The following is a 26265-nucleotide window of genomic DNA, read 5'->3' on the forward strand; positions in this document are numbered from 1 at the left end:
TCGGTGGCGGCTTTTTGCTGGGGTTTAGAATGACAGATTAGAATTTGCTTAGCTCCCTAGATCATATGAACTACCCCGAATTTAAGCAGCCGCTCAACTACGGCCAGGTCGGCACCGATATCCTGGCGTGGTGGAAGCAGAACGGCATCTTTGAGAAAAGCGTGAGCACCCGCGAAGGGCAGCCCACCTTCGTGTTTTACGAAGGTCCGCCCTCGGCCAACGGCGCCCCTGGCATTCACCACGTCATGGCCCGGACGGTAAAGGACATCTTCTGCCGCTACCAGACCTTGCTAGGCAAGCAGGTAAGCCGGAAAGGCGGCTGGGATACCCACGGCCTGCCTATTGAACTGCAGGTAGAAAAGGAGCTGGGCATCACGAAGGAGGATATCGGCAAGAAAATCAGCATCGAGGACTACAACCAGCGCTGCCGCGAAACCGTGATGCGCTTCAAAGCCCAGTGGGACGACCTCACCGAGAAAATGGGCTATTGGGTAGACCTCGACGACCCCTATATCACCTTCGAGCCCGAGTACATTGAAAGCTGCTGGGCCCTGCTCAAGAAGCTCTACGACAAGGGTTTGCTCTACAAAGGCTACACCATCCAGCCCTACTCCCCAGCCGCCGGCACGGGCCTGAGCAGCCACGAGCTGAACCAGCCCGGCACCTACCGCGACGTAAAGGACACGACCATTGTGGCCCAGTTCAAGGTGAAGCGGGATGAAAAGTCGGAGGCGTTGTTCGGCAATGTGCAGCTGGATGAAGTGCCGTTGGCAGAGCTCTACGGTGACGGGGCCACCGAGCCGGATGTATATATTCTGGCCTGGACCACTACGCCCTGGACCTTGCCCGCCAATACGGGTCTGGCCGTGGGAAAGAACATTCCGTACGTGCTGGTGAGCACCTTCAACCCCTACACCTATGCCCCCGTTCGGGTGGTGCTGGCGGAGGCGCTGGTAGGTCGCTATTTCTCGGAGAAAGGCAAGAATGCTTCGTTTGAAGACTTCAAGCCCGGCGACAAAGTGCTGCCCTGGCGCGTTGAAAGCACCTTCAAAGGCGCTGACCTGGTAGGCATCCGCTATGAGCGGCTGTTTGGCCAGGACAAAGGCTTCCCGGCGTTTGAAGGCGAGGAGCGCGCCTTCCGCGTGATTCCCGGCGACTTCGTAACCACCGAGGACGGTACCGGCATCGTGCACATTTCCCCCACCTTCGGCGCCGATGACTTCCGGGCCGCTCAGCTGGCAGATATTCCGGCGCTGATTGTGATGGACGCCGAGGGTAAGCCCACGCCCATTGTGGACCGCACCGGCCGCTACGTACCCCAAATGGGCGAATTCGGCGGCCGCTGGGTGAAAAACTACGACGGCCACGACCAGTCGGGCGCCGACTACAAAACCCTCGACGAAAGCATTGCCATTCGCATGAAAGGCGACGGTACGGCCTTCAAAGTGGAGAAGTACGAGCACACCTACCCCCACTGCTGGCGCACCGATAAGCCCGTGCTCTACTACCCCCTGGACTCCTGGTTTATCAAGACCACGGCGGTAAAGGACCGGCTTATCGAGCTCAACAAAACCATCAACTGGCAGCCCGTCAGCACCGGCACCGGCCGCTTCGGCAACTGGCTCGAAAACCTGGTGGACTGGAACTTGAGCCGCTCGCGCTACTGGGGTACGCCTCTGCCCATCTGGCGCACCCAGGACGGCTCGGAGGAAATCTGCATTGGCTCCGTAGAGCAGCTGAAGCAGGAGATTGACAAGGCCGTAGCGGCCGAAGTCATGACCCATAACCCCTACGCCAATGGGGAAAAGATGGACCTGCACCGCCCCTACGTGGACGACATCTTCCTGGTGTCGCCCTCGGGCCAGCCCATGTACCGCGAAACCGACCTCATTGACGTGTGGTTTGACTCCGGCGCCATGCCCTACGCCCAGTGGCACTACCCCCTGGAAAACCAGGAAGTCTTCCAGAAGAATTTCCCGGCCGATTTCATTGCCGAAGGCGTAGACCAGACCCGCGGCTGGTTCTTCACCCTGCACGCCCTGGCCGTAATGCTGGAAGACTCGGTGGCTTACAAAAACGTGATGGCCAACGGCTTGGTACTGGACAAGAACGGCAACAAGATGAGCAAGCGCCTCGGCAACGCCATCGACCCGTTCAGCACCATCGAGCAGTTCGGCCCCGACGCGACGCGCTGGTACATGATTGCCAACGCCCAGCCCTGGGACAACCTCAAATTCGACCTCAACGGCATCACGGAGGTACAGCGCCGCTTCTTCGGCACCCTGTTCAACACCTACTCGTTCTACGCCCTCTACGCCAACCTCGACGGCTTCCAGGCCCGCGAGTTCGACCGGGTGCCCTACGAGGAACTGACCGAGCTGGACCGCTGGATTCTGAGCAAGCTCCAGTCGCTGATCCTAGAAGTGCGCGGCCACTACGACTCCTACGACCCCACGAAGGCCGCGCGCGCCATCCAGGATTTCGTGACGGATCAGCTTTCTAACTGGCACGTACGCCTCTCGCGCCGCCGCTTCTGGAAGGGCGAGCTAACCCCGGACAAAAAGGCCGCTTATGAAACCTTGCAGGAATGCTTGGTGGTAGTGGCCCAGCTTATGGCTCCAGTGGCGCCCTTCTTCGCCGAATGGCTCTACAAGAACATGACCGATGGGATGCGTACGGAAGCCGTAGCCAAGAACACGCCCCTGGCCCCCGAATCGATCCACCTCACCCTACTGGTGAAGGCCGACGAAACCCGCATCGATAAGGCACTGGAGGAGCGTATGGAACTGGCTCAGCGCATTTCTTCGCTCACCCACTCCCTGCGGAAGAAGTCGGTGCTGAAGGTTCGTCAACCCCTGCAGCGCATTCTGGTGCCGGTGTTCAACGAGACAACGCGCGAGCAAGTGGGCAAGGTAGAGGACCTGATCTGCGCCGAGGTGAACGTGAAGCACGTGGAATTCCTCGACGATACCAGCGGCGTGCTGGTAAAGTCGGTGAAGCCCAACTTCAAGCGCCTCGGTCAGCAGTACGGGGCCAAGCTGAAAGCCGTGGGGGCCCGCATCCAACAGATGACCCCGGAGGAAATCAGCACCCTCGAAAAAACCGGCCAGCTGGCCGTGGAAATCGACGGTGAGGCCTACACCCTCACGCCCGACGATGTGGAAATCCGTACCCAAGACTTGCCCGGCTGGCTGGTAGCCACCGACGGCCCCCTCACCGTGGCCCTCGACGTGACCCTGACCGACGAGCTGCGCCAGGAAGGTGTGGCCCGCGAGCTGGTAAACCGCCTTCAGAACCTGCGCAAAGACAGCGGCCTGGAAGTGCAGGACCGTATCCGGGTGACCCTGGGCCAGCAGCCCGAGCTGGAAGCCGCCGTGCAGTCCTTCGGCGACTACATCCGCGAGGAAGTGCAGGCCCTGGCCCTGAATTTCGCTCCGGAAATCAGCGGTGGCTCAGTGCTGGAATTTGATGACTACAGCGTGCCCGTGCAGTTGGAAGTAGCTACTAGCTAGCACACCTAGATAGAAGTTAAAAAGCCCACAGAGCGCAAGTTCTGTGGGCTTTTTATTTGAAGTCGTCTGCGTATAACCAGCTGTCTTACTGAACTCCGGACGGCCTGCCACTGCCTACCCAAAAACGAGGGACGAAGCCTAGAGATGGGTTGTGTGATGTAGCATGAGGTTCTTATAGCTGGTCCTACTTCACCACCAGCTCCTCTCGAATTTCCTCTTTCTGCCTTTCTGAGAGCACGCGGTAAACATACCGGCCCGGTACCAGCCGCAAGGCCAGAACGTCGTCTGTCGACCGCAATTCGTGGGTATAAACAGGTGAAATATCTTCTCGATTAGCTAGCTCCGACTGTAGGTATAGCTGTATCATGCGGCGGCCGGTGGCAGCTGTGGGCTTGTAGGGGCGCACATCAACCGACGTAGGTTGCACGTTTTCGGCATCTGAATAGGGTAGGGGAAGCTGCTGCGGATGTAGGTTGTTGCGGACTACTAGGTCGTTTTCGGGGTAGGGCGAACGGCGCTTGCCTTTGCGTAGCTGATACACTACTTCGGCGGTGCCGGCAGGGGTAGCCGCAAGGTTGCTGCGGGCATCGTTGTTCATGCGCGCCTGGTTTACGCTCAGAAGGGGCCAGCCTGTAAGATCAACGAGGTGCTGAGCCATCCACTTTTTCTCTCCTTTGCCGGGCATGACGAGCATGTTCATGTGGGCTCCGCCGCCATACACGAAAACCTTTGCCTGCGGGTCGTGGCGCAGAGCGTGGTGCAAATTCGTTGCCTGGGCTACTTCCCGCTCAGGCTGCCCCCGGCTTGCTTCATAGGCCACCAATGTGAAGCCTAGCCGCCGGGCCGTGCGCACCAGGTTGGCATAGGTGGGTTCCCGGGTATAGAAGCCGGCTTTCAGCGGCAACGGATTCAGGGTACTGGCCGCCGAATCCTCCAGGGTTTCCAGAGCCAAATAGCGGAATCCTTGCTGATATAGGCCCGGTAATAGTGCTGCCGCTAGTGCCCGGTCGCGGGTGTGCGTGTGCGACTCGTTTAGCAGAACTGCCCGCGCGCCCGCTGCCCGCCGCAAAATCTCGGGTACGGCCTCTGTGCTTACCAGCGTATCCGTGGGTGCTGTGGTGCGCCTGGATTGTGCCGTGGTAGATGCGGCGGCGGCCGGTAGTCGTACCTTATCAGGTGCTTGGCGCTGAAAATACGCTACTGAATCGGTGTTGCCGGCCATGGCGTGGTATTGCAGCAGCATCTGCCAGAGTATGCCATCCAACGACGGATCGGGCGGAGCATGGCGGCTCTGAGCCAGTGCCGACAGCGGGGCTAGGTAATTGCCGTTAGGGCGGCTTAGAAACGCATCGTTGGCTAATCTGACCGGCGATATGGTACGCGGCCAACGACCTTGCTGCACCGAAGGAAACGTGAAAGTGATAAACTCCGCGTCCATCTCGGAGCTGCGGTGCAGTATCGGGGTAGTAGGCTGCGAACTGGCTTCATCGGTAGCCACCAGGTAGAGCCAACCCTGGTTATCGGGCAATGGCGCAGCGTACTCCATGAGTAAATCTGCCCCGGCCGTGGACGTGCGTTGATAGCGGCCAACGCCGGTTTCCTGGAATCCAAGGGCGCGCCAGTCAGGGTTGGCAGCTAGCCGCAAACCCCGCAGCCGGTAGGTAGGCGTCAGGTTTGTTTGACTCGTGAAAAGCAAAGCAGCCTGCTGGCGGGGTAGGTGCATCTGCTTCAAACGCGTTTTCGTGACAACATCCGGCCGATTGCGGGGATGCAAGTCCAAGTCGTAGTCGCCGTTGAGCAGCAAACAGGTATTGAGTTGGCTGTTGTAGACAGTGGTGGTCATGGTCTGCTGTTGCTCATTGGCTCGGGTAAGCGGATGCGGCGTGGCGCAGGCACCCAAACCTGCCAAAAGCAGCAAGGACCAGTGCGTCGTGGGTACATACGACCTTCTAATTTGAGTAGCTGGCATAGGATACGGAGTTGGAATAGAGGCTGATAGAAATGTATAACTAAAAATCTAGTTTTCATATAGGTTGCTCTTTCTACTGCTTGAACATCACTGTCAGGGCGATTCGGGCTGCGCATGTAGGTGGGCCAGAAGAAGCTCAGGAAACACCATGGGGCCAGCTACCCGGAAAAACATTTGTTTCCAGTAAGTTTGTCCTACCAGATCCTTTTGGCAATACGCCGCACAAATCCTTTAAAATCGGGTTTAAATCGGCACAAAAGCTACCTCCAGACATATACCAGCGACCCGCAAGGGGTGATGGGACGCCACGCAGGAAAGTCAAAAATTCTGCGTCACTTTGTACTTATGAAGTATTGGAAATACTACCTCGTGGCCCTGCTGGTCATCGTCATTGACCAACTCTCGAAGTGGGCTGTGCACCGCTATATGCCCATGGGTATGGCTGGTGAAGTGCCCGTGTTCGGTGACTGGTTTAAGCTGCATTACACGCTGAATCCGGGCATGGCCTTCGGGGTAGAGTTGCCGCCGCCCTACGGCAAAGTACTGCTCACCCTGTTTCGCTTGGTAGCCGTTACGGGCATCAGCTACTACATCTACCGCCTCTGGAAGCAGCACGCCCCTAATGGCCTTATCATCTGCATTTCCATGATTCTGGGCGGGGCCATCGGCAACCTGATTGACTCCATTTTCTACGGCATCATCTACGATAACGCACCCTTTGGCGCGCCTACCCCCTGGTTTCATGGGCAAGTGATAGATATGCTCTACGTCGATATTTACGAGGGCATTCTGCCCGCTTCCTGGCCCTTGGTAGGCGGCTCGCACGTTTCGCTCTGGCCCATCTTTAACATTGCTGACTCCGCCATATTTGTAGGGGTAGCACTCATCCTGATCTTCCAGAACCGTTTCTATGGCCAGCAGCTGGAAGCTGCCCACCCCGTAGCTGCTGATGATGCCGCCGCGGCCCAGGCTCGCCGTGATGCCTCGGAGGTAGCGTAGGGAGGTTATCTTTAAAAGCTGAAAGGCCCGCTGGAATTGTTCCGGCGGGCCTTTCAGCTTTTACTCCTTGTGAAAATCTCTCCTACCAGCCATAATGTACCAGCGGCTTGATTCGCTGCTCATAAATGGCGCGCACGGCCTGCATTTGCTCGGTGGTGAGGGCGGGCAATTCAGCGGCTTGCAGGTTAGATTCAAGTTGGCTGGGTTTAGAAGCACCCGGAATTACGCAGCTTACCTCATCGAACATTAGCACCCAGCGCAGGGCAATAGGGGCGAGGGTAGGCTGGTCGGGGAATACTTTTTTCAGTTCCTCGACGGCAGCCAGGCCGGTTTCGTAGTCGACGCCGGAGAAAGTTTCGCCTTTATCGAAGGCTGCGCCGTCGCGGTTGAACTGGCGGTGGTCGTCGGGGGAAAAGGTGGTCTGGGGCGAAAATTTACCGGTGAGCAAGCCGCTGGCCAAAGGTACGCGCACAATCAGGCCCACATCATGGCGCTGAGCCTGCTGAAACAGCAGCTCCGCCGGGCGCTGCCGGAACATGTTGAAGATAAGCTGAATGGTGGTGACGTTAGGAAAAGTCAGGGCTTTGAGGCCTTCTTCCACTTTCTCCACGCTTACGCCCAGGTTCAGGATCTTGCCTTCGTCCTTGAGCCGGTCGAACAGTTCGAAGATTTCGGGGCGGTAGTACACCTCCGTAGGCGGGCAGTGCAGCTGGATCAGGTCGAGGGTTTCGAGCTGCATGTTGCGCAGGCTGGCCTCTACGAACTCCCGCAGGGTTTCCGGCTGATACGCTTCGTTGGTGTGAGGCTGGAGCTGGCGGCCGCACTTGGTAGCCACGTACACCCGCTCGGAGCGGCTGCGCACCAGGCGGCCCACGGCCTTCTCACTTTCGCCGTCGCCGTACACGTCGGCCGTATCAATGAAGTTGATGCCGGAATCTACGGCGGCGTTGAGGATGGAGTCGGCCGTTTCGTGGCTGAACGGGTCGCCCCACTTGCCGCCTACCTGCCAGGTGCCGAGGCTGATTTCAGAAACGTGGAAGCCAGTTTTGCCGAGTTTGCGGTACTGCATGGGGTAGGGAAGTGTGTTGGATGATGGAGGTCGAAGCAAAGGGTAGAGCTGTCCTTCTGAGCGAAGCAAGGAATCTGGGTTACCTTCTGGAAGCTAATCTTCCTCCTTGTGCTCGGAATGACAACTTCAGCATACGCCAAATGCGCGGAGCAAGCTACTGCGGCCCTGCCTATCTTTACTTTTTTCTGCCTCGCCTCTCGTCGCCGTGTCCCAGCCCATTCTTGCCGTCCGCAACCTGACCATCGACTTCCACAGCCACCGGGGCAACACCCGGGCCGTGCAGGATATTTCCTTCGACCTGCGGCGGGGCGAGACGCTGGCCATTGTGGGCGAGTCGGGGTCGGGCAAGTCCGTTACGTCCTTGGCGCTGATGGGGCTGATTCCGCTGCCGCCCGGCCAGATTGTATCCGGGCAGGCGCGGTTTCAATCGGAGGCCCTCGGCGAGGTTGATTTGCTCCAGCTCACGGACGAGCAGCTGCAGAAAGTCCGCGGCAACGACATCAGCATGATTTTTCAGGAGCCGATGACTTCGCTGAACCCGGTGTACACCTGCGGGAGCCAGGTAGTGGAAGCCCTGCGCCTGCACACTACGCTCTCCGAGAAAGAGGCAGCGGCCCGCACCGTGGAGCTGTTCACGATGGCCCAGCTGCCGCGCCCCGAAAAGATATTCAGTAGCTACCCCCACGAAATCAGCGGAGGCCAGAAGCAGCGCGTGATGATTGCTATGGCCATGGCCTGCAACCCCGCCATCCTGATTGCCGACGAGCCCACCACGGCCCTCGACGTGACAGTGCAGGCCCGCATGCTTCGCCTCATCGACGACCTGCGCCGCCAACACCACACCGCTGTTATTTTCATCACCCACGACCTGGGGGTAGTGGCCGAAATAGCGGACCGCATTCTGGTGATGTACCGCGGCCGGGTAGTGGAGCAGGGTTCCGTGCTCGACATCTTCACCAACCCTCAGCACCCCTACACGAAGGGTCTGCTTGCTTGCCGGCCAAAACTTTCGGTTGGCAAAAAAAAATTGCCGGTAGTAGCCGATTTCATGCGTGAAACTGCCGATGGAGGCTTCATTGCTACTGAAACTGATGTGGTGCAAGTGCTTACTAATGAAATGGGTGGGCCCTTGGCGTTAAACTCTCAAAACATTACTGAAACTACCAAAACGTTCCCCGTGGAACATACTGTTTCACGCCCTGTGGAACCGCACTTTGGGTTGGAAACCGCCCCTGGCCTGGAATCCGGGCAGCCCCTGCTGACAAATGCAGTAAGTGACCCTGCGAATTCTGAAGGGACTTTTCCAGGGCAAGAAGGTGGCCCGGCTGGCAGCAGCCTTGGCAGTGAAACGACTATTGCTAGTCCGGCTGGCAGCGGGTACTCTACTGCTACCGAGCCTCTGCTGAGCGTTAAAAACCTCAACGTACACTTTCCGATTCGCAAGGGCTTCCTGCGCCGCACCACCGAGTACGTGCGGGCTGTGGATGGCGTGAGCTTCGACATCTACCCCGGCGAGACGGTGGGGCTGGTAGGAGAGTCGGGCTGCGGCAAGACCACGCTGGGCCGGACGTTGCTGCGGCTAGTGGAGCCGACCTCAGGGAGTATCCTGTTTGAGGGCGTCGATTTGGCTACGCTGCCCGCCGAGGAGCTGCGCCGCAAGCGCCGGGAGTTTCAGATGGTATTTCAGGACCCCTACGCCGCCCTCAACCCGATGATGACGGTGGGCGAAGCCATCCTGGAGCCCATGCGTGTACACGGGGTAGGCGGCACCAGGCAGCAGCAAAAAGACCGGGTGCTGGAGCTACTCCGAACGGTTGGCCTGAAGGACGAGCACTACCTGCGCTACCCCCACGAGTTCAGCGGAGGCCAGCGCCAGCGCATCTGCATTGCCCGGGCCCTGGCCCTGCAGCCCAAGTGCATCATCTGCGACGAGTCCGTATCAGCCCTCGACGTGTCAGTGCAGGCGCAGGTGCTCAACCTGCTCAACGACCTCAAGCGCGAGTTCGGCATCACCTACCTCTTCATCACCCACGACCTGTCGGTGGCCCGCTTCATGAGCGACCGGCTGCTAGTGATGCGCCAGGGGCAGATTGTGGAAAGTGGCCCGGCGGCCGAGCTCTACGCCAACCCCCAGCACGAATACACCCGGCAGCTATTGGCCGCCATTCCCAAAGACGAGCCTGCCGACATTCGGGCGGCCGTAGCCAGTCGGGCCTAAGAGGGATGTGAGCATCTTTGGGCATGCACATTCTCTACCCCTCTTTGCCCTACGAATCCTGGGAGGCTGATCCTCTCTGGAAGCCGGAGTATAGCTGGGCCGGGGCGGCTGGTTTACCCGTTGGGTTGTTTGATGTGGAAACGCTTCGGCTGTGGCCCAAGGCGCCGGCAGCCCCAGCGTTGTACCGTGGCTGGATGTTGACGGAGCCGGAGTATAAGCTCCTGGAGCAGGTCGCCCCGGTGCTGATTAGCCACAAGTCCTACCTGTCGGCGCACCTCGCCTCGGGCTGGTATGAGGCGATTCGTGAGTACACCTTTGCCAGCACCTTTCAACCTGCCAGCCACCTGCCCGACTTTTCCGCGGGGCAACGATATTTTGTGAAGGGCTTGGTGAAATCGTTTGGGCCTGACTCCGTGGTAGCCTCAGGAGCCGAGTGGCAGGAGCTTCTGCGTAAACACGGGGTGCTGAGCGACGAGCTGCTCTTCGTGCGGCAATACGCAGAGCTTCAGCCCGACTCCGAGCGTCGCTACCTCGTGGTAGGGGGCGTAGCCTATGGGGCCGAAGGAAAGCTGCTGCCAAAGAAGCTAGAGCCGGCACTTTTTCAGCTCCGCCCTCGTTTGTTCTATAGTTTGGATGTCGCCCTTACCGCAGCTGGGCATCCCATCATCGTGGAGGTAGGCGACGGGCAAGTGTCCGACCTGAAAGAATGGGATGTGGCTGATTTTGGCCGTACGGTGCTACGTGCTCTGGCTGCCGTAACCCAAGCGTAACCTCCCTTTTTCGACTAGAAATAGTTATTCCCCGATATATTCCGTATCATCTGTTCGAAGCCCAATTGTGGGCTGGATTACTTTACCTCGGGAAACCTCGTAGTACTACCAGTTTCCCACTCATTCAACCCCGCCGCCTGCGAAAAAGACAACCACTGGCGGCCCCTTTTCTACATGAAAGAAAAAGATGAATCCGCCGCCCAACGCGCCCCTCGCGCGAAGGCAGCCCGCCGCAGCGACGTCGCTGTGCCTTCCATTTCCAAGGACCTCGTGTTTCGCATCTTTCGCGACAACCCGGATAAAGTCTTCTCCTACCGCCAGCTTTCCCGCCGCCTGGGCGTGACCACCAAGGAGCAGCGCGAAGATGTTTTTGAGCACCTGAAAAGCCTCAAGAAAACGGGCTTACTAACGCTGCTCCAAAACGACGATTACCGCCTAACGGACCCTGGCACTGCCCATGCAGCTACGGAGCCCGCCAGCGGCCGCAAAACGCGCCGTAACGAGCGGGAGCCCTTCGCCGGAATGACCCGTGGTGGCGGCCGCCCCGTCGAGACGGAGTTCGGCCAGGGGCCTGTGGTTCACCGCCGCCGGGAGGCTGGGTTTGATTTCCCCGATGCCGACGAGCCAGCTACCCCGCGCCGCAGCCGGCACGAAGGTGGTGGCGACGTCATCACGGGCACTGTGGCCCTGGCTACCGACAAGTACGCTTTCGTCATCTCAGAGGAAAGTGAGCAGGACGTGCGCGTCTTCACCGACCGGCTGAAGTTTGCCATGCACGGCGATACGGTGCGCCTCCGCCTTCGCGGCACCCGCGACGGCCGCCCGGTGGGCGACGTAGTGGAGGTAGTAAACCGGGTGCGGCCCGAGCTGGTAGGCCGCCTGCACATGCAGGGTGGCATCGGCTTCGTGAAGCCCGATAACCGCAAAGTCTACTTCGACGTGTTCGTGCCTTTCGAGAACTTGAACGGCGCCAACCACGGCGAGAAAGTGCTGGTGCGCATTGCCGAGTTTTCGGAAAGTGACGCCGGCCATCTGCCCGTAGGAGAGGTAGTGCGCAGCTTCGGCAAGGCCGGCGAAAACGAAGCCGAAATCAACGCCATCATGGCCGAGTTCGGGCTACCGTTTGAGTTTCCCGCCGAGGTAGAAGAAGAGTCGGAGCACATTCCGATGGAGATTCCGCAAAGCGAGATTGAGCGCCGCCGCGACTTCCGCAACATCACCACCTTCACCATTGACCCTGCCGACGCCAAGGACTTCGACGATGCCCTCAGTATTCAGCAGCTCGAAAACGGGCACTGGGAAATTGGGGTACACATTGCCGATGTAACGCACTACGTGCGGCCCGGCATGGCCCTGGAAAAGGAAGCCCGCTACCGTGCTACCTCCGTCTACCTCGTGGACCGCGTGATTCCCATGCTGCCCGAGCGCCTCAGCAATGGCCTCTGCTCCCTGCGCCCTCACGAAGACAAACTGACCTTCTCGGCCGTGTTTGAGCTCGACGAGAAGGGTAAGCTGTATAACTCTTGGTTTGGCAAAACCATCATCCACTCCGACCGCCGCTTCGCCTACGAAGAAGCCCAGGAGCGCATCGAATCCGGCGAAGGTGACTACGCCCAGGAAATCGTGCTGATGAACGACATTGCCAAGAAGCTCTGCGCGGCCCGCTTCAAGCAGGGCGCCATCAGCTTCGAAACCCAGGAAGTGAAGTTCAAGCTCGATGAGCAGGGCAAGCCCCTGTACGTGTTCGTGAAGGAGCGCAAGGATGCCCACAAGATGATTGAGGAGTTCATGCTGCTGGCTAACCGCAAGGTGGCCGAGTTCGTGTTCAAGCTCAAGAATCGGAAGCCGCGCTTTACCATGGTGTACCGCGTGCACGACGCCCCCGACGAGGAGCGTCTGCAGAACTTCGCTCTCTTCGCCCAGAAGTTTGGTCACCAGCTCGACCTCTCGAACCCGAAGAAGTTGAGTACGGAGCTGAACGATTTGAGCAGTGAGGTAGTGGGTCGGCCGGAGCAAAACGTCATCCAGACGCTGGCCATCCGGACCATGGCCAAGGCTACCTACACCACCGATCCGCGTGGGCACTTCGGCCTTGCCTTTGACCACTACTCGCACTTCACCTCGCCCATCCGTCGCTACCCCGACATGATGGCCCACCGCCTGCTGGAACACTACCTGGAGGGCGGCAAGAACGTGGAGGTAGAGCCTATTGAGGAAGAGTGCAAGCACTCCTCGGAGCGCGAAAAGCTGGCCGCCAATGCCGAGCGCGCCAGCATCAAATACAAACAAGTAGAGTTCCTGCAGGACCGCATCGGCGACACGTTCACGGGCGTGGTGTCGGGCCTGACGGAGTGGGGGCTCTACGTAGAAATCGAGGAGAACAAGTGCGAAGGCATGGTGCGCGTAGCCGACATTCCCGGCGACTTCTTCGAGCTGGATAAAGACAACTACCGCCTGGTAGGGCAGCGCAGCAAGCGCATCATCCAGTTCGGCGACGAGATGCAGGTAGTAGTAAAATCGGCCAACCTGCTCGACCGCACCATCGACTTCGATCTGGTTGACAACCGCCCCGACTCGGTGAAAAGCCGGGAGCGGGAGGAGCGCGACGCCAGCCGTGAAAGCCGCCGTGGCTACCGCCCTGAGCGGAGCGGCGGGGGTAGCAAAAGTGGCAAGGGTGGCCGCCCCGGAGGCGAGAGTAAGCGCCGCCGGTAAGCCCGTCAACCAGCCGTGTCATGGCAAGGCATGAAGGCCTTCGTCCTGACTAATGGCTGCCTTTCGATAGGTGAATAAGCCCCTGCTGTCCGAAGTGGAAGCAGGGGCTTTTTGCTGGATATATCGAGCCTGAGTTGGTCGGCCGACTCAGGGGAAAACTACTGGCAGTGTGAGGGCAGTGTCAGCGGTTTTGCCGTTGCGCTTTCCGGGTTCAAACCGGGGTAGGCGACGGATGCACTCGACGGCGGCCGCATCGTAGGCGGCATTGATGCCGTGCCCCGGTGCTACCTGCACGTCTGTCACAGCGCCAGTGGACTCTACGACAAGATTCACCATTACCTGGCCGTGCTGCTTGGGGCCGGATGGTCGCTTCAGGGTTTTCTGAATGACCTTTAGAAGAGCTTCCTGACCGCCCGGAAATATCGGTACCTGCTCCGCGTAGAGGTAGCCGCCACTGGTTAGCGGAAGTGAGTCGGAGGCTACTGGCACGGGCACAGAAACGGCAGGTTTGCGGGCCGGGCGCGGCGGGGTGGTAACGGGTGCTGGCGGCCGGGCATCCCACCAGTTATAGGAGTTCTGGGCAACTGCTGCGGCCGGCAGAAGCATACAGCATAGAACAGCATAGGAGTGCGCAAGTCTCATGACAGATGCCGGAGGTAGGAGCAAGGCGGAGCCGGCTGCTGAAGATAACTAATTGCCCCGTGCCTCTGCTACCTCCTCTCTATCCCCTCACCCTTTACCTGTCACGATTCACCGGCCTACCCCATCACCTGCTCCCGTACTCTTCCGTACCTTTCCCATCCGAACTTTTACCCCATTCCGTGGATCTGTCTCAACTCACTGACCGCATCAACACCGGCCTCTCCCAGCTTCGTTATGGCGAAGAACCGGTGGCCCTCTACGAGCCCATTCGCTACATCATGGCCCTCGGTGGCAAGCGCATTCGACCCCTGTTGACCTTGCTTGGCGCCCACATTTTCACCGACGAGCTGGAGCCCGCCCTGAAGCCGGCCCTGGCCACCGAAGTCTTCCACAACTTCACCCTGCTCCACGACGACCTGATGGATCAGGCTCCCCTGCGCCGCGGCAAAGCCACCGTGCATGAGAAGTGGAACCCCAACGTGGCCATCCTAAGCGGCGACGTGATGCTGGTGCGGGCCTACGAGTTGTTTCTGGACGTGCAGCCCGAGCTATTGGCCCATGTGCTACGTCGTTTCTCTCAAACTGCCGCCGAGGTGTGCGAGGGGCAGCAGTGGGACATGAACTTCGAGACAGAAACCGAGGTCAGCATTGACCAGTACCTCGATATGATTCGGCTGAAGACGGCCGTGCTGCTGGGCTTTGCGCTGGAGCTGGGGGCCCTGCTTGCGGGCGCCTCCCGCGAGGATGCCGACCACCTGCGGCAGTTTGGGGTAGGCATTGGGGTAGCCTTCCAGCTCCGCGACGACCTGCTCGACGTGTACGGCGACGCGGCCACCTTCGGCAAGCGCGTGGGCGGCGACATCCTCAGTGACAAGAAAACCTACCTTTTGCTCACGGCCCAGGCCCAGGCCAGCGAAGCTCAGCGCACCATCCTGGCTCAACACATCGGCCAACCCGTCGCCGATGCCGAAGCGAAGGTGCAGGCCGTCCGGACTATCTACGATGAGCTAGAAATTCGCCCTCAGACGGAAGCTCTCATCAATGATTACTTCCTGGATGCTTTGCAGCATTTGGAGCGTGTAGCGGCCCCCGAAACGCGTAGACAGCCCCTGCGCCAGCTTGCCTTGCAACTGCTGGAGCGGGAGCAATAGCCCTGTTGTCCTTTCATTCTTTCCTTTTGCTTGATGGAAATATCCCCAACCCTGGTGCTGACGGTGCTTACCGTTGGCATCTCTTTGTACGCTTGGTCTAACGCATCCTTCTTAGACAGTTGGATTCTGGAACCCTACCGCGTGAAGCGTCATAACGACTACTACCGTTTCATTACTTCTGGCTTTCTCCACGCCGACTTTGGGCATTTGCTCTTCAACATGCTGGCGTTTTACTCCTTTAGCCAGGTAGTAGAGACAATCTTTTTCAGCGTATTCGGGCCTACTGCTGGGTTGCTGTACTTTCTGTTGCTGTACCTGGGCGGTATCATTCTGTCTGATATTCCTACCTATCTGCGCCACCGCGACGACCCGAACTACCGCAGCTTGGGTGCCTCGGGTGGGGTAGCTTCCGTGGTTTTCTCCGCCATCCTATTCAATCCCACGGCCGGCATCCGCATCTTCCCAATTCCGGTAGCAATTCCCGGCTTCATCTTCGGGTTTCTGTACCTAGCTTATTCCTACTACATGGGCCGCCGTCGGGGCGATAATATCAACCACGACGCGCACTTCTACGGGGCGCTCTACGGTATCGTGCTAACACTCATTCTGTTGCCACAGGTTGGACCCCTGTTCTTCGAGAAGATACGGGAATTTATTAATTAAAACATTGATAATCAATTGGTTATAAGTATATATCAAGCCTGATAATATCCATTTCAGGCAGTGTGCGTACAGAACGGCATACTCTCCACCATTCTACACACTCCCTGCACCATGAATAAGCTTGTTGCTCCTTTCCGCCAACTCTCTGTAACTGGCATCTTAACGCTTCTCATCTCTTTTGCATTAAGCAGCTGCGGCCGTACCCGCAATGCTGATGGTTCGCTTACCACGGCTGGCGTTATCCACTTCATTCTGGCAGTGTACGCTCTGTACCGTTTGTTTCAGCAGCCTTGGTCGCTGGGTAAGAAACTCATCTGGGGCTTGATTATTTTCTTCTTCCCATTCCTAGGTTCTCTAGCGTTCCTGCTGTTCGGTAAAGACAGATAACTGTACCTGCTGCATGAAGTAAAAAGCCCCGGCGCTCCAATGAGCGCCGGGGCTTTTTACTTCATGCAGCAGAGGCCGCCTACTTACCCACTAGGCGCTGCTTTTCCATTTGAGCTACGTGCTTCAGAATGGCCCCGGTATTGGTTATTTCAGTAGCCTGCCAGTGGTCACCCTTGTCCAACATCTTTACCTCCAGCACCAAGGTAGTATCGTAGCGAGGTTGCGTGAACTCCAGCCCAACCAGGGCCTGCTCGCCTTCCTGCCGCGTGTATTTCACCCCCTTAAACGTACTTTCCGGGCTAACCACGGCGCCTGCTAAGCCCAGCACCGATACATTAAGCATTCCTTTAGAGGAGGCCGCGGCGGCGGCCTGAATTGAGCCCGTTTCCACATAGCGCTGTACTTCTTGCCGGGCCGCCTGGGTTAGCTGAGGCTTGAGTAAACGAAGTGCCCCCTGCATGGCTATGCCTCCCGGGTTAATAATTCCCAGTGCCGACCCCTGGTCAGCCACTTCATCCACTACACTGGCAGCTACGCTGCCCACATCCACGTAGCGCTCGAATGCGGCAGAGTCATGGTCATGAACTGCTTTGGCAGCCTGTAGCAAAGAGTATTCGGGGCTGGTGGTAAGACTACGGTAGTAGAGATACCCCCCGATAAGTACCGCGGCCAGCAAAAGGGCTAGGATTGTTTTTTTCATGAATGTGTGGGAGCGGAGAGACGAAAATCGTAGACAAAATACGCACAGTTAAACAGCCGGACGTACTCCACCTACTCTCGCTTCCAGAAGCGGCCGGTGGAAGAACAGCTTCTATGGCCTTACCTGCTATACTTTCTTTCGATGGCATTAACAGCACCCTTTTTCCCCGAGGTCCACGGACACCGTGGCTGCCGTGGATTACGTCCTGAAAATACATTGCCAGCGTTCCTACACGCTCTGCGTTTAGGCGTTGATGTAATCGAGTTAGACGTAGTTATATCAGCCGATGGCAGGGTAGTGGTTTCGCATGAGCCTTGGATGTCTGCCAGCATCTGCCGAACCCCCACAGGGCATGATGTAGATCCTGCAAGGCAGCTTCAGTACAACCTCTACCAGATGTCTTACGCCGCCATCCAACGCTACGACTGCGGCCTTAAACAGCATCCCCTGTACCCTGAACAGATCGGGGAGCCCGCATACAAACCTCTTTTAAGCGAGGTGATAGTGGCCTTGGACAAGCTGGCTTTCACTCTGGGGAGAGCACCTGTACCGCTTAGTGTTGAAATCAAAAGCTGGCTCACCGGCGATAATCTTTTTCATCCTAGCCCAGCTCGGTTTCTAGAGTTGGTACTAGCGGAGCTTGGGGCAGTAGGGGCCCTCACCCGCACAACGCTACTCTGCTTTGACAAGCGGGTGTTGCAGCTGGCCCGGCAAGAACTTCCTGCACTACCGCTGTGCCTATTGGTAGAAGACGAGCGCTCCTTGGCGGACCACCTCACGGAGCTTGGCTTTCAGCCGCAAGTCTACGGACCTGATTTCCGGCTGCTGACTCCACACTTAGTACAAGAGCTCCAGCAGCTGAACTTAGCATTTACTCCTTGGACTGTAAATGAGCCGGCAGATATGCGGCGAGTTATGGCCTTTCATCCAAAGGGTATCACCACAGACTTCCCAGATCGGTTACTAGCGTTACGCTCTATTTAGTGCTAAACAGGGATTCCACCTAATCCCGTCCCCGTAGGCCCTGTTTGTGCTAGAATGTAGTACAGTTACAACGGTGATACAGATACAGTAATGTAACAAACACCAACGTGTAACGTTTACACAAACTGTAAAATGTATTTTCACTGTAACAAGTGTTGTTAACTGTATAGTGTGTTACTCGAAACGTATTTGTATATTTATCAGTTGTAACAAACAAGAGGTTTCTAACTTTTCCTACGTACTCTTTACACCGCGCTTACATATGCCCCATCAAGGCGAAATACTGCAGGAAGCCATTAAAAACAGCGGAATATCTATTACGCGTATTGTGGATGAACTGGGTATTACGCGCCCTACTATATATCGTAAGTTTAAGGAGGAAACACTCGATTACGCTTTTGTAAAGCGAGTAGGGGATGTAATATCACATGATTTCTCGCAAGACTTTACAGCTTTACAGCAAACTGTGTTGCCACTTGTTGCGCCTATTGTTACAAATAGTGTAACAGGCGTTATTGACAAAAGTGTAGCAAGTAAACAAACTGCTGTATCTGTAATAGAGCCTGATATAGCAAAACAGCTCCTGGCGCTCCAGCAGAAGTATATTGCTCTGCTGGAGTCGTATAATGAACTGCTACTAAAAGTTTATGGGCCCAAGTGACAAATGTGTTCCACGTGAAACATTTTTGTTCACTTCTTCAAGCTTGACTGCCGAAACAGAAGGCAGGTAGCCACAGGTTGTTGATCATGCCTGTGTCGCGTATCATCTCAAATACGTAGCCCGGCGCTGTGTTATGCCTACTGTCAACTGTATCATTCCCTCTAAGGAGATTCGGGTAGTAGAGAGATGATGTACTAAAGAAATATTTGTTGCTCGCACGCCTGGTCCTGTATGATAGAACCCCAACTCCCCTGGTCCCGTCCGGTAGCGTACTCGCGCGTTACCTTGACCGAATTAATGATTCCTTCCTATGCCAACTTCGGTGGGAAGATCCACGGCGGCATCCTGCTCTCCCTAATGGATAAGGTGGCGTACGCTGCCGCCTCTAAGCACGCCGGTACTTACTGCGTAACGGTTAGTGTCGATGGAGTCAATTTCCTGCAACCAGTGGAGGTCGGAGAGTTGGTGTCGTTGCTCGCCTCCGTGAATTATGTGGGCCGAACTTCCCTGCTGGTGGGTATTAAGGTGATTGCCGAGAACGTGCGTACCGGGGTAGTTAAGCACACCAACACATGCTACTTTACTATGGTAGCAAAAGATGAGGAAGGGAAACCCGTGATGGTGCCTGAACTGGAGTTAGAAACTCCGGAGGATACCCGTCGATTCCTTGAAGCTATCAAACGGAGAGAATTCAAAACTCAGTACAAGGAAAGATTCGACAATGCTCGCACGGCAATACTAGCTGAACAGCAACAGGGCCTGTTGCAAGGTGAGCGTTGCCAAATAAAGTACTAGGCAGGAAATTCCCGGTAGAAGCTCTGACAGGTCAACTGCACGGTGAAGAGCTAGTCAGCTTAAGCACTGAGGTGTGCCGATAGGGTAGGGGGTACGCAAAAGTGTTTCTACCGGCTTTGCTCTACAGAAACACTACTTCCTTAATAATGTCTTCGCCAACCTCTGCGTTGAGGTTAGCTAATACGCGGGTTTTGGCCATCACTAACTCGTGCTTGAGAGGGGCCGAGGATAGGCGCACGAATAGCTTATTATTGCTCACATATACTTGCTGGGTTTTCATGGCTACTGCCTTACCCATCACCTTTTCCCAACTGGCTACTACTGTCACTTCGTTCAACTTGCCCTGTAGCCGGTAGACCCGGAGCAGCGCCGTGATGCCGTCTTTCAGTGGCACAATATCTGACTGACGGGAATTTTCGGAGGAGAAAGGTTTTTTTAGAGCCATTAGCTTACTTAACGCGCGTAGAACTTGCTTGTTGCCAGCTCTACAAAGATACCCTTCCGCGGTGGTTAAAGAGGGGTTACCACGCCCGATTCAACCCGAAACCGACGGATATCTTCCGAGAGAGCGGCCAGAGCCCGGTCAGTCCGCTCCAAGTGCGTATCAGTTAGAAATATTTGTCCGAACGTGTGGTTGACGACCAACTGCATCAGGCGAGTGATTCGCTTCTCATCCAGCCGGTCAAATATGTCGTCGAGTAGGAGCAAAGGCTTGTGCTGCTTATGATGAGCCAGTATTTCAAACTGCGCCAGCTTAAGAGCAATAGCAAATGATTTCTGCTGTCCTTGTGAGCCGTAATTTTTTACTGCTACCCCATCCATTAAAAAGGAAACATCGTCGCGGTGGGGGCCGGCTGAAGTGCGTTGCAGGCTTAAGTCCTTGCGCTCCTGCAGGCGTAGCAGCTTAAGAAAATCAGTGCCTAGCAACTCACTCTTATACGACAGGGTCACCAATTCACGGCCATCGGCGAGCTGCTGGTAGTGGCGTTGGAAAATGGGCTCGAACTCCGTAAGAAATTCCTGCCGCCGCTGGGCAAGCTGTTCGCCTAAAGGCGCCAGTTGCTCATCTATTACAAGTAGGTAGTCACGGTCGTAGCCCGCCTGCCGGTCAGCGGCCAGCTTAAGCAGGGAGTTGCGTTGCTTCAGTAGGTGCGCGTACCGGATTAGTCGCTCTAGGTAATCATGGTCCAGTTGAGAAATCAGACTGTCGAAATACTTACGTCGCTCTTCGCTACCCTGCCGGATAAGGTCAGTATCATAGGGCGAGATAAGTACTACCGGGTAGCGGCCAATGTGGTCGGAAACTCGTTCGTAGGGTTGCTTGTCGTGGGTGACTGTTTTCTTCTGCCCAATGCGGAGGCTGCATTGAATCACCTCTGGCTTGCCTGCTGAGTCGGCCCGAAATTTTCCCTTTACTACGAAGAACTCGGCCCCCTGTTGAATGCTCTGAGTATCGACGGAAGTAAAGGCACTTTTAGTAAGGGAGAGGTAGTGAATAGCATCCAGTAAATTGGTCTTGCCACTTCCATTATCCCCTATAAAGCAATTGATGTGCGGAGAGAGACCTAAGTTGGCTTCTTCGTAGTTTTTAAAGAACAGTAAATGCAGGCTTTCTAGTATCATGCGTAGGGTTCGGAATTGCAATCCTTTTACGTACTTTCGCATCCCAAACGCGAACAACCGAAAGCAAGATGGCGGAGACGAAAGTAAAGGCTGCCCCCAAGGCTTCCAATTCGACGAAAAAATCGTCAGCCCCGAAAGGCAAGGATGCTACCGATACGGTAAAGCAACCCGATCCGGTATTGCCCCCCGCCAACAGCGAGGCTGAGCAAGCTACTGGTGCTCCTAAGGCGACCACGCCGGCTCAGCCGGAATTTCCGAAAGAAACGTATTTGCAGTGGTATGAGCAGATGCAGCTCATGCGCAAGTTTGAGGAAAAGGCTGGTCAGCTTTACGGTCAGCAGAAGATTAAAGGCTTCTGCCACCTCTACATTGGTCAGGAGGCTTGCGTAGCCGGTGCCGTGTCGGCCCTGACCAAAGACGACAAGTGGATTACCGCTTACCGTGACCACGCGCACCCGCTGGCACTGGGCACTTCTCCTAACGCCATTATGGCGGAGTTATACGCTAAGGCAACGGGCTGCTCTAAAGGCAAAGGCGGCTCTATGCATATCTTCGATAAGAGCGTGAACTTCATTGGCGGCCATGGCATTGTAGGTGGCCAAGTACCACTCGGAGCAGGTATTGCTTTTGCGGAGAAGTACAACAAGACAGGCAACTTGTGCATTTGCTACATGGGCGACGGTGCGGTGCGCCAGGGTGCCCTGCACGAAGCCTTCAACATGGCTATGCTGTGGAAGCTGCCCGTTATTTTTGTGGTAGAAAACAACGGCTACGCCATGGGTACCTCAGTGCAGCGTACTTCCAACGTGACGGAGCTATATACTCTAGGCGAGAGCTACGATATGCCTTCGGAGCCAGTAAACGCTATGAACGTGGAGGACGTGCATAATGCCGTAGCTCGTGCGGCAGAGCGGGCCCGTGCAGGTGAAGGTCCTACCTTCCTGGAGTTTAAAACCTACCGCTACAAAGGGCACTCCATGAGCGACCCGGCGAAGTACCGCACCAAGGAAGAGCTGGAAGACTACCGCTCCCGCGACTCCATCGAGGCCGTGCGCCACACCATCCTCACCCACAACATGGCTACCGAGGAAGAACTCACGGCCATTGATGAGAATATCAAGGCGCAGGTACAAGAGTCCGTCGAGTTTGCTGAAAACTCGCCCTTCCCCACGGCTGATGAGCTGTACAAGGATGTGTACGTGCAGCAGGACTACCCCTACATCCGCGACTAGTACAGCGGAGGTTTACCAGGCCCTCACCGGCCGTCTTTTCGAGTAATTCCCATGTCGAAGATTCCTTTCACTGGTAAAAGTCAACAGGCCCGCCAGCAACAGACGCAGCGGGTTGTGTCTTCGGACCCGCTGCAACCAGCAGAGGCCTACAACCCGGAGCTTCCGCTACTGGAAGACCCCGATGCGCTGGCGGCTCGGCTAGCTAATTCGGAGGATTTTCTGCGCCGTAACAAAAATGTCCTGCTTGGCTTACTGACCGTGGTAGTGCTGGCCGTGGCAGGGGGCTTTGGCTATTACCTGTGGCGTGGCTCGCAAGACACCAAAGGGCAGGCTGCTTTGTTTCAAGCCGTAAACTATTGGGAAGCTGACTCATTGCAGAAGGCTATGAAAGGTGACGGCAAGAACCTGGGCCTGGAACGCGTGGCTGCGGAGTATAACGGAACTGATGCCGGCAACTTAGCCAACTTCTATGCTGGAGTAGCTGCTCTTAAGCAAGGGCAGTATAAGCAAGCCATTGATTACCTGGAAGACTTTAGCTCGGATGACTACTTGGTACAGGCCCGAGCCTACTCGCTGCTCGGTGATGCACACGCCGAGCTAAATCAACCCAAGGAAGCAGCAGACTTCTACAACAAAGCAGCTAACCACAACGCCAACGAGTACTTCTCGCCGGGTTATTTGCTGAAAGAGGCTACCGCCCGCGAAGCTGCCAAAGACTACTCGGGTGCCATCAGCGCCTATACTAAAATCATCACGGAGTATCCTGCCGCGGCTGAGGCCACCGAAGCCAAACAGTACAAAGCCCGTGCAGAAGGCTTGACTGGTAACTAACTATATCCAGCACCTTATTGACGAAAGGACGGGCCAGCCCGTCCTTTCGTGTTTTCTGGTTCCTGGAAGCCACCCGAGTATGCTGGAGTAACTAAGGAAGCACAAACTGCCTGTACCTTTGCTTTGCTAACTGTTCATTTACCTTAACCTGCGTTTCTACAATGGCCACTTCCCTCAAAAACCTAAGCGACTATACTTCCGATACCTTCATTGATATTTCCGATAAGCGCTTTGGGTTAGTAGTAGCGGAATGGAATCGGGAAATAACGGATACCCTGGCCCGCGGCGCCTACGACACACTGATCAAGCACGGTGCCAAGCCCGAGAATATTTTCCGTAACACCGTACCGGGTAGCTTCGAATTGACTCTGGGCGCCCAGTTGCTGGCCCAGCACGCCGAGATTGATGCGGTTATTTGCTTGGGGGTAGTAATCAAGGGTGAAACAAAGCACGACGACTACATCTGTCATGCCGTGGCCAGCGGCATTACCAATGTGGGATTAAAGTTTAACAAGCCAGTCATTTTTGGCTTGGTAACGACCAACACCTTGGAGCAGGCCTGGGACCGGGCGGGTGGCAAGCACGGAAATAAAGGGGTGGAAGGCGCAGTAGCGGCCATTCATATGCTAGGGTTCTAGGTAGCCCATCTTCTGCTTGTACGGCTACCTTCGTAGCTCCCGCAAGGGAGGTTGTCGAGTATAGGAGCCGTGTGCATTAGCGGACAAAAGTGTAGCTTTGCGGCCGAAACGGCTTGGTCATCGGGACGTTCCGGGCGCCAGTGGATCGTCCTAGTTGCGGAGGTACCGTGGGTAAGGTAAACTTATTCGCGCAAGCCGCTGTTGAGTCAGAACTGCTGGTACTCGTCCCATTTCGGTACCACCGCTCGGCTAATCATTAATCTTATTAACCTCTCCCTGCATCAACATGAGTGAAGAACCCCTACGCTATTCCAGGGAAGAACTGGCGGAGTTTGAGCAAATCATTCAGGATAAGCTTACCGCGGCTCGCAAGGAAGTAGCGTTCATCAAAGAAACGCTTAGCCGTAAGAACGATTCGGGTACTGATAACACGGCTTCTTCGTCGAAGGTGCTGGAGGACGGTGCTGATACGGCCGAGAAAGAGAGCCTGAACCAGTTGGCCTCGCGCCAGATGAAGTTTATTCAGCAGCTCGAAAACGCTCTGATTCGCATTAAGAATGGCACCTATGGGGTGTGCATTGGCACGGGCAAGCTGATTCCGAAGGAACGCCTGCGCGCCGTGCCGCACACGCAGCACTCCATTGAGGCGAAGATGGCGCGCCGCGACTAAGGCGGCTACCATTTTGTTTATTGCCCGGACTTGTGACTGGCTGTCGTCTACGGCGGAGCTGGTTTGCTAGTCCGGGCACTGTTTTCAAAAGCCCCTCGTTACGGGTTTTTCTGAAGTTATCACCTGATTTTTTTCCGACGTACCGTAGCGATACGGCACCTACGCTTCTTCCATATGGGTAAGAAACACTTCTCCGGCGATACGCCCGGCCGCCGTGGCCGCACCACTGGCCGTCCTTCTGGGGCTTCCAATGGCCCCGACGGGTCCCGTAAATTCTCTCAGCCTGGCCGCGGCCGCGACGAGCGACCGGGAAACGGTGTTCCGCGCTTTGGTGCTCGAGGTGATGAGGCGCGTGGTAACGATCGGCCAAGCTTTGGGCGTTCTGCCAGCGGTAGCACACCCGCTAAAAAGTATAGTGGAGTAGGCGGCTTTGGTGGCTTCAAGAAACTAGGAGCAACGAGTAATACGTTTAACCGCTCCAACGAAGGTCGGGCTGGGGGCTTTGGTCAGCGGAGCGGTGCCCGCCGATTTGAGGAGGAAGGTCGCCGCGAGGAACGGCCGGTTCGGAACTTCGAGCCAAAGCAGTCCTGGCAAGGGCAACCCTACCAGCAGGAGGGCAAGCCTACGGTTCCCCGTGGCCAACCCGGTGAGCGGAACCGTAAGTTCATCAAGCAGAACCCACGTCCGGAGGAAACGCCTCGTTCCAACGATTCCCGCACGTATGCTCCGCGGCCCGAAGCTACCCCTCGGCCCGCGGGTAATGGCGAACGAGAAATCCGGCCGGCCCGGCCTTTCGATTACCGCGGCCGACCAGATGACTTAGATCGGCCCACTGACCGCCGCGACACCCAGGCAGAGGATTATCCAGCGAACCGCCCCACGCGGGCAAGCTCTCCGTTCGGTGCCGAGCGACGGGAGCGGCGCGAGAGTGGCCTAGGCGGCGGTAGCTTTGGAGAGAAGCGTACGGCCCGCCCCGGTAGTTTCAGCGGTAGCGACAAGCGCGAAAGCCGCTCATTCGGGGAGGAGCGCAAGGGTAGCTTCCGGCCCCAGCGGGAAGAGCGTCCTCGTCGGGCTCATGATGAGCACGTAGGACGGGGAGAGCAGACCGCAAATCCTAATCAGGCCGGTAAACGCAAATATGGCGAGGTGGCCGGCGAGGCTCCCGACTATAAAAACCTCAGGCACTACGAGGAGGATAAAACCCGCGGCAACAAGCGTCGGCGGGAAGAAGACGAGTTGGGCTCGGAAGAGGTGCGCCTCAACCGTTACATTGCCAACGCCGGCATTTGCTCCCGCCGGGAGGCTGATGCGCTGATTGCCGCCGGCGAGATTAAAGTGAATGGGCAGGTAGTAACGGAAATGGGCTACAAAGTGCAGCCCTCCGACACGGTGCAGTACGGCAAAACCAACCTCAACCGCGAGAAGCTGGTGTATGTGCTGCTCAACAAGCCCAAAGACTATATCACGACCACAGACGACCCCGAGGGCCGGCGCACGGTAATGGAGCTGGTAAAGGGCGCTTCCAAGGAGCGCGTATTCCCGGTAGGTCGCCTCGACCGCAATACTACGGGCCTGCTGCTGTTCACCAACGATGGGGAGGTAGCGCAGAAACTCTCGCACCCTTCGCACCGCAACAAAAAAATCTACCAGGTAGAGCTGGATAAGCCTCTGACGGAGGCGCACCTGCGGCAGATTGCCGAGGGCTTGGAGCTGGAAGATGGCAAAGCAGAAGTGGACGATGTCGCTGTGGTAGCCGGCAACCCGCACTTTGTGGGGGTAGAAATTCATATTGGCCGTAACCGTATTGTGCGCCGCATCTTTGAGCACCTGGGCTATGAGGTAGTGACCCTGGACCGTGTGCAGTATGCCGGCCTCACGAAAAAGGATCTGCCCCGCGGCAAGTGGCGCTTCCTGACGGAAAAGGAGGTAATCCGTCTTAAGTATTTCATGTAGGCACGCAACCCCTAACCTATCGGGTGGCTCTTGAGGGTGAGGCTGTGGAAAAGAAGTGGCTACAGGCGCTTTCTGGCTAGGTCAGC

The 26265-nt window shown here is 56.7% G+C and carries 22 protein-coding genes; 16 read left to right on the forward strand and 6 right to left on the reverse strand.

Translation table 11 applies throughout. The features are described from left to right. Window positions 1-65 precede the first annotated feature (65 nt). On the forward strand, window positions 66-3512 hold the full coding sequence (gene ileS / locus K3G63_RS15600; protein ID WP_220615005.1) for an isoleucine--tRNA ligase: 3447 nt from the start codon (window positions 66-68) through the stop codon (window positions 3510-3512). 184 nt (window positions 3513-3696) lie between these two features. On the opposite strand, the gene K3G63_RS15605 is transcribed toward ileS, so the two are convergent. Beyond that, the gene (locus K3G63_RS15605; protein WP_220615006.1) at window positions 3697-5481 is read right to left on the reverse strand and encodes a hypothetical protein; all 1785 of its coding nucleotides are present in this window, start codon (window positions 5479-5481) and stop codon (window positions 3697-3699) included. Window positions 5482-5826: 345 nt separating this feature from the next. Between K3G63_RS15605 and K3G63_RS15610 the strand changes: the two genes are divergently transcribed. After that, the gene (locus tag K3G63_RS15610) at window positions 5827-6480 is read left to right on the forward strand and encodes a lipoprotein signal peptidase (protein ID WP_220615007.1); all 654 of its coding nucleotides are present in this window, start codon (window positions 5827-5829) and stop codon (window positions 6478-6480) included. 82 nt (window positions 6481-6562) lie between these two features. Here K3G63_RS15610 and K3G63_RS15615 read toward each other — a convergent pair whose 3' ends face one another. Next, window positions 6563-7549 carry an aldo/keto reductase gene (locus K3G63_RS15615; RefSeq protein WP_220615008.1) on the reverse strand — a complete coding sequence of 329 codons (987 nt, stop codon included), beginning with the start codon at window positions 7547-7549 and terminating at the stop codon, window positions 6563-6565. 205 nt (window positions 7550-7754) lie between these two features. Here K3G63_RS15615 and K3G63_RS15620 point away from each other — a divergent pair, with 205 nt between their 5' ends. From K3G63_RS15620 to rnr, 3 genes are all read left to right on the forward strand, one after another. Further along, on the forward strand, window positions 7755-9767 hold the full coding sequence (locus K3G63_RS15620) for an ABC transporter ATP-binding protein (protein ID WP_220615009.1): 2013 nt from the start codon (window positions 7755-7757) through the stop codon (window positions 9765-9767). 44 nt (window positions 9768-9811) lie between these two features. Continuing rightward, window positions 9812-10537: an ATP-grasp domain-containing protein gene (locus K3G63_RS15625; protein ID WP_220615010.1), complete on the forward strand. Its 726-nt coding sequence runs from the start codon at window positions 9812-9814 to the stop codon at window positions 10535-10537. Window positions 10538-10711: 174 nt separating this feature from the next. Further along, complete coding sequence (gene rnr / locus K3G63_RS15630; protein ID WP_220615011.1) at window positions 10712-13249, forward strand: ribonuclease R; 2538 nt, start codon at window positions 10712-10714, stop codon at window positions 13247-13249. Between the two features lie 147 nt (window positions 13250-13396). Here the strand turns inward: rnr and K3G63_RS15635 are convergent, their stop codons facing one another. Further along, complete coding sequence (locus K3G63_RS15635; protein WP_220615012.1) at window positions 13397-13855, reverse strand: energy transducer TonB; 459 nt, start codon at window positions 13853-13855, stop codon at window positions 13397-13399. Between the two features lie 215 nt (window positions 13856-14070). Between K3G63_RS15635 and K3G63_RS15640 the strand changes: the two genes are divergently transcribed. From K3G63_RS15640 to K3G63_RS15650, 3 genes are all read left to right on the forward strand, one after another. Continuing rightward, window positions 14071-15042: a polyprenyl synthetase family protein gene (locus tag K3G63_RS15640; protein WP_220615013.1), complete on the forward strand. Its 972-nt coding sequence runs from the start codon at window positions 14071-14073 to the stop codon at window positions 15040-15042. A gap of 33 nt (window positions 15043-15075) precedes the next feature. Next, entirely contained in the window at window positions 15076-15705 is a 630-nt protein-coding gene (locus K3G63_RS15645; protein ID WP_259404459.1) for a rhomboid family intramembrane serine protease, read from the forward strand. Window positions 15706-15816: 111 nt separating this feature from the next. Then, window positions 15817-16092, forward strand: coding sequence for a PLD nuclease N-terminal domain-containing protein (locus K3G63_RS15650; protein WP_220615014.1), 276 nt, complete (start codon window positions 15817-15819; stop codon window positions 16090-16092). A 79-nt stretch (window positions 16093-16171) separates the two neighbouring features. On the opposite strand, the gene K3G63_RS15655 is transcribed toward K3G63_RS15650, so the two are convergent. Continuing rightward, window positions 16172-16792 carry a DUF2939 domain-containing protein gene (locus tag K3G63_RS15655; RefSeq protein ID WP_220615015.1) on the reverse strand — a complete coding sequence of 207 codons (621 nt, stop codon included), beginning with the start codon at window positions 16790-16792 and terminating at the stop codon, window positions 16172-16174. Between the two features lie 141 nt (window positions 16793-16933). On the opposite strand from K3G63_RS15655, the gene K3G63_RS15660 reads away from it, so the two are divergent. From K3G63_RS15660 to K3G63_RS15670, 3 genes are all read left to right on the forward strand, one after another. Further along, window positions 16934-17776: a glycerophosphodiester phosphodiesterase family protein gene (locus K3G63_RS15660; RefSeq protein ID WP_220615132.1), complete on the forward strand. Its 843-nt coding sequence runs from the start codon at window positions 16934-16936 to the stop codon at window positions 17774-17776. Between the two features lie 262 nt (window positions 17777-18038). Next, the gene (locus K3G63_RS15665) at window positions 18039-18437 is read left to right on the forward strand and encodes a helix-turn-helix domain-containing protein (RefSeq protein ID WP_220615016.1); all 399 of its coding nucleotides are present in this window, start codon (window positions 18039-18041) and stop codon (window positions 18435-18437) included. A 297-nt stretch (window positions 18438-18734) separates the two neighbouring features. Beyond that, window positions 18735-19232 carry an acyl-CoA thioesterase gene (locus K3G63_RS15670; RefSeq protein WP_220615017.1) on the forward strand — a complete coding sequence of 166 codons (498 nt, stop codon included), beginning with the start codon at window positions 18735-18737 and terminating at the stop codon, window positions 19230-19232. A 121-nt stretch (window positions 19233-19353) separates the two neighbouring features. Here the strand turns inward: K3G63_RS15670 and K3G63_RS15675 are convergent, their stop codons facing one another. Together K3G63_RS15675 and recF are read right to left on the reverse strand one after the other, a co-directional pair. After that, on the reverse strand, window positions 19354-19677 hold the full coding sequence (locus tag K3G63_RS15675; RefSeq protein ID WP_220615018.1) for a DUF721 domain-containing protein: 324 nt from the start codon (window positions 19675-19677) through the stop codon (window positions 19354-19356). Window positions 19678-19742: 65 nt separating this feature from the next. Then, complete coding sequence (gene recF, locus K3G63_RS15680; RefSeq protein ID WP_220615019.1) at window positions 19743-20855, reverse strand: DNA replication/repair protein RecF; 1113 nt, start codon at window positions 20853-20855, stop codon at window positions 19743-19745. Between the two features lie 68 nt (window positions 20856-20923). Here recF and pdhA point away from each other — a divergent pair, with 68 nt between their 5' ends. From pdhA to K3G63_RS15705, 5 genes are all read left to right on the forward strand, one after another. Beyond that, the gene (pdhA, locus tag K3G63_RS15685; RefSeq protein WP_220615020.1) at window positions 20924-22087 is read left to right on the forward strand and encodes a pyruvate dehydrogenase (acetyl-transferring) E1 component subunit alpha; all 1164 of its coding nucleotides are present in this window, start codon (window positions 20924-20926) and stop codon (window positions 22085-22087) included. A 51-nt stretch (window positions 22088-22138) separates the two neighbouring features. Continuing rightward, entirely contained in the window at window positions 22139-22918 is a 780-nt protein-coding gene (locus K3G63_RS15690; protein ID WP_220615021.1) for a tol-pal system YbgF family protein, read from the forward strand. 161 nt (window positions 22919-23079) lie between these two features. After that, window positions 23080-23556 carry a 6,7-dimethyl-8-ribityllumazine synthase gene (gene ribH, locus K3G63_RS15695; protein ID WP_220615022.1) on the forward strand — a complete coding sequence of 159 codons (477 nt, stop codon included), beginning with the start codon at window positions 23080-23082 and terminating at the stop codon, window positions 23554-23556. A gap of 286 nt (window positions 23557-23842) precedes the next feature. Beyond that, complete coding sequence (locus tag K3G63_RS15700) at window positions 23843-24226, forward strand: TraR/DksA C4-type zinc finger protein (RefSeq protein WP_139925056.1); 384 nt, start codon at window positions 23843-23845, stop codon at window positions 24224-24226. A gap of 174 nt (window positions 24227-24400) precedes the next feature. After that, on the forward strand, window positions 24401-26179 hold the full coding sequence (locus K3G63_RS15705) for a pseudouridine synthase (RefSeq protein ID WP_220615023.1): 1779 nt from the start codon (window positions 24401-24403) through the stop codon (window positions 26177-26179). Window positions 26180-26265: the final 86 nt, after the last annotated feature.

The organism is Hymenobacter sp. HSC-4F20 (genome assembly GCF_019599275.1).
GTDB lineage: Bacteria > Bacteroidota > Bacteroidia > Cytophagales > Hymenobacteraceae > Hymenobacter.

What these genes read in the sequence shown, in the direction of transcription:
- ileS (WP_220615005.1), top strand. Translation starts at nt 66, where the DNA reads ATGAACTACCCCGAATTTAAGCAGCCGCTCAACTACGGCCAGGTCGGC.
- K3G63_RS15605 (WP_220615006.1), bottom strand. Translation starts at nt 5,481, where the DNA reads ATGCCAGCTACTCAAATTAGAAGGTCGTATGTACCCACGACGCACTGG.
- K3G63_RS15610 (WP_220615007.1), top strand. Translation starts at nt 5,827, where the DNA reads ATGAAGTATTGGAAATACTACCTCGTGGCCCTGCTGGTCATCGTCATT.
- K3G63_RS15615 (WP_220615008.1), bottom strand. Translation starts at nt 7,549, where the DNA reads ATGCAGTACCGCAAACTCGGCAAAACTGGCTTCCACGTTTCTGAAATC.
- rnr (WP_220615011.1), top strand. Translation starts at nt 10,712, where the DNA reads ATGAAAGAAAAAGATGAATCCGCCGCCCAACGCGCCCCTCGCGCGAAG.
- K3G63_RS15635 (WP_220615012.1), bottom strand. Translation starts at nt 13,855, where the DNA reads ATGCTTCTGCCGGCCGCAGCAGTTGCCCAGAACTCCTATAACTGGTGG.
- K3G63_RS15645 (WP_259404459.1), top strand. Translation starts at nt 15,076, where the DNA reads ATGGAAATATCCCCAACCCTGGTGCTGACGGTGCTTACCGTTGGCATC.
- K3G63_RS15650 (WP_220615014.1), top strand. Translation starts at nt 15,817, where the DNA reads ATGAATAAGCTTGTTGCTCCTTTCCGCCAACTCTCTGTAACTGGCATC.
- K3G63_RS15655 (WP_220615015.1), bottom strand. Translation starts at nt 16,792, where the DNA reads ATGAAAAAAACAATCCTAGCCCTTTTGCTGGCCGCGGTACTTATCGGG.
- K3G63_RS15660 (WP_220615132.1), top strand. Translation starts at nt 16,934, where the DNA reads ATGGCATTAACAGCACCCTTTTTCCCCGAGGTCCACGGACACCGTGGC.
- K3G63_RS15665 (WP_220615016.1), top strand. Translation starts at nt 18,039, where the DNA reads ATGCCCCATCAAGGCGAAATACTGCAGGAAGCCATTAAAAACAGCGGA.
- K3G63_RS15670 (WP_220615017.1), top strand. Translation starts at nt 18,735, where the DNA reads ATGATTCCTTCCTATGCCAACTTCGGTGGGAAGATCCACGGCGGCATC.
- K3G63_RS15675 (WP_220615018.1), bottom strand. Translation starts at nt 19,677, where the DNA reads ATGGCTCTAAAAAAACCTTTCTCCTCCGAAAATTCCCGTCAGTCAGAT.
- recF (WP_220615019.1), bottom strand. Translation starts at nt 20,855, where the DNA reads ATGATACTAGAAAGCCTGCATTTACTGTTCTTTAAAAACTACGAAGAA.
- pdhA (WP_220615020.1), top strand. Translation starts at nt 20,924, where the DNA reads ATGGCGGAGACGAAAGTAAAGGCTGCCCCCAAGGCTTCCAATTCGACG.
- K3G63_RS15690 (WP_220615021.1), top strand. Translation starts at nt 22,139, where the DNA reads ATGTCGAAGATTCCTTTCACTGGTAAAAGTCAACAGGCCCGCCAGCAA.
- ribH (WP_220615022.1), top strand. Translation starts at nt 23,080, where the DNA reads ATGGCCACTTCCCTCAAAAACCTAAGCGACTATACTTCCGATACCTTC.
- K3G63_RS15700 (WP_139925056.1), top strand. Translation starts at nt 23,843, where the DNA reads ATGAGTGAAGAACCCCTACGCTATTCCAGGGAAGAACTGGCGGAGTTT.
- K3G63_RS15705 (WP_220615023.1), top strand. Translation starts at nt 24,401, where the DNA reads ATGGGTAAGAAACACTTCTCCGGCGATACGCCCGGCCGCCGTGGCCGC.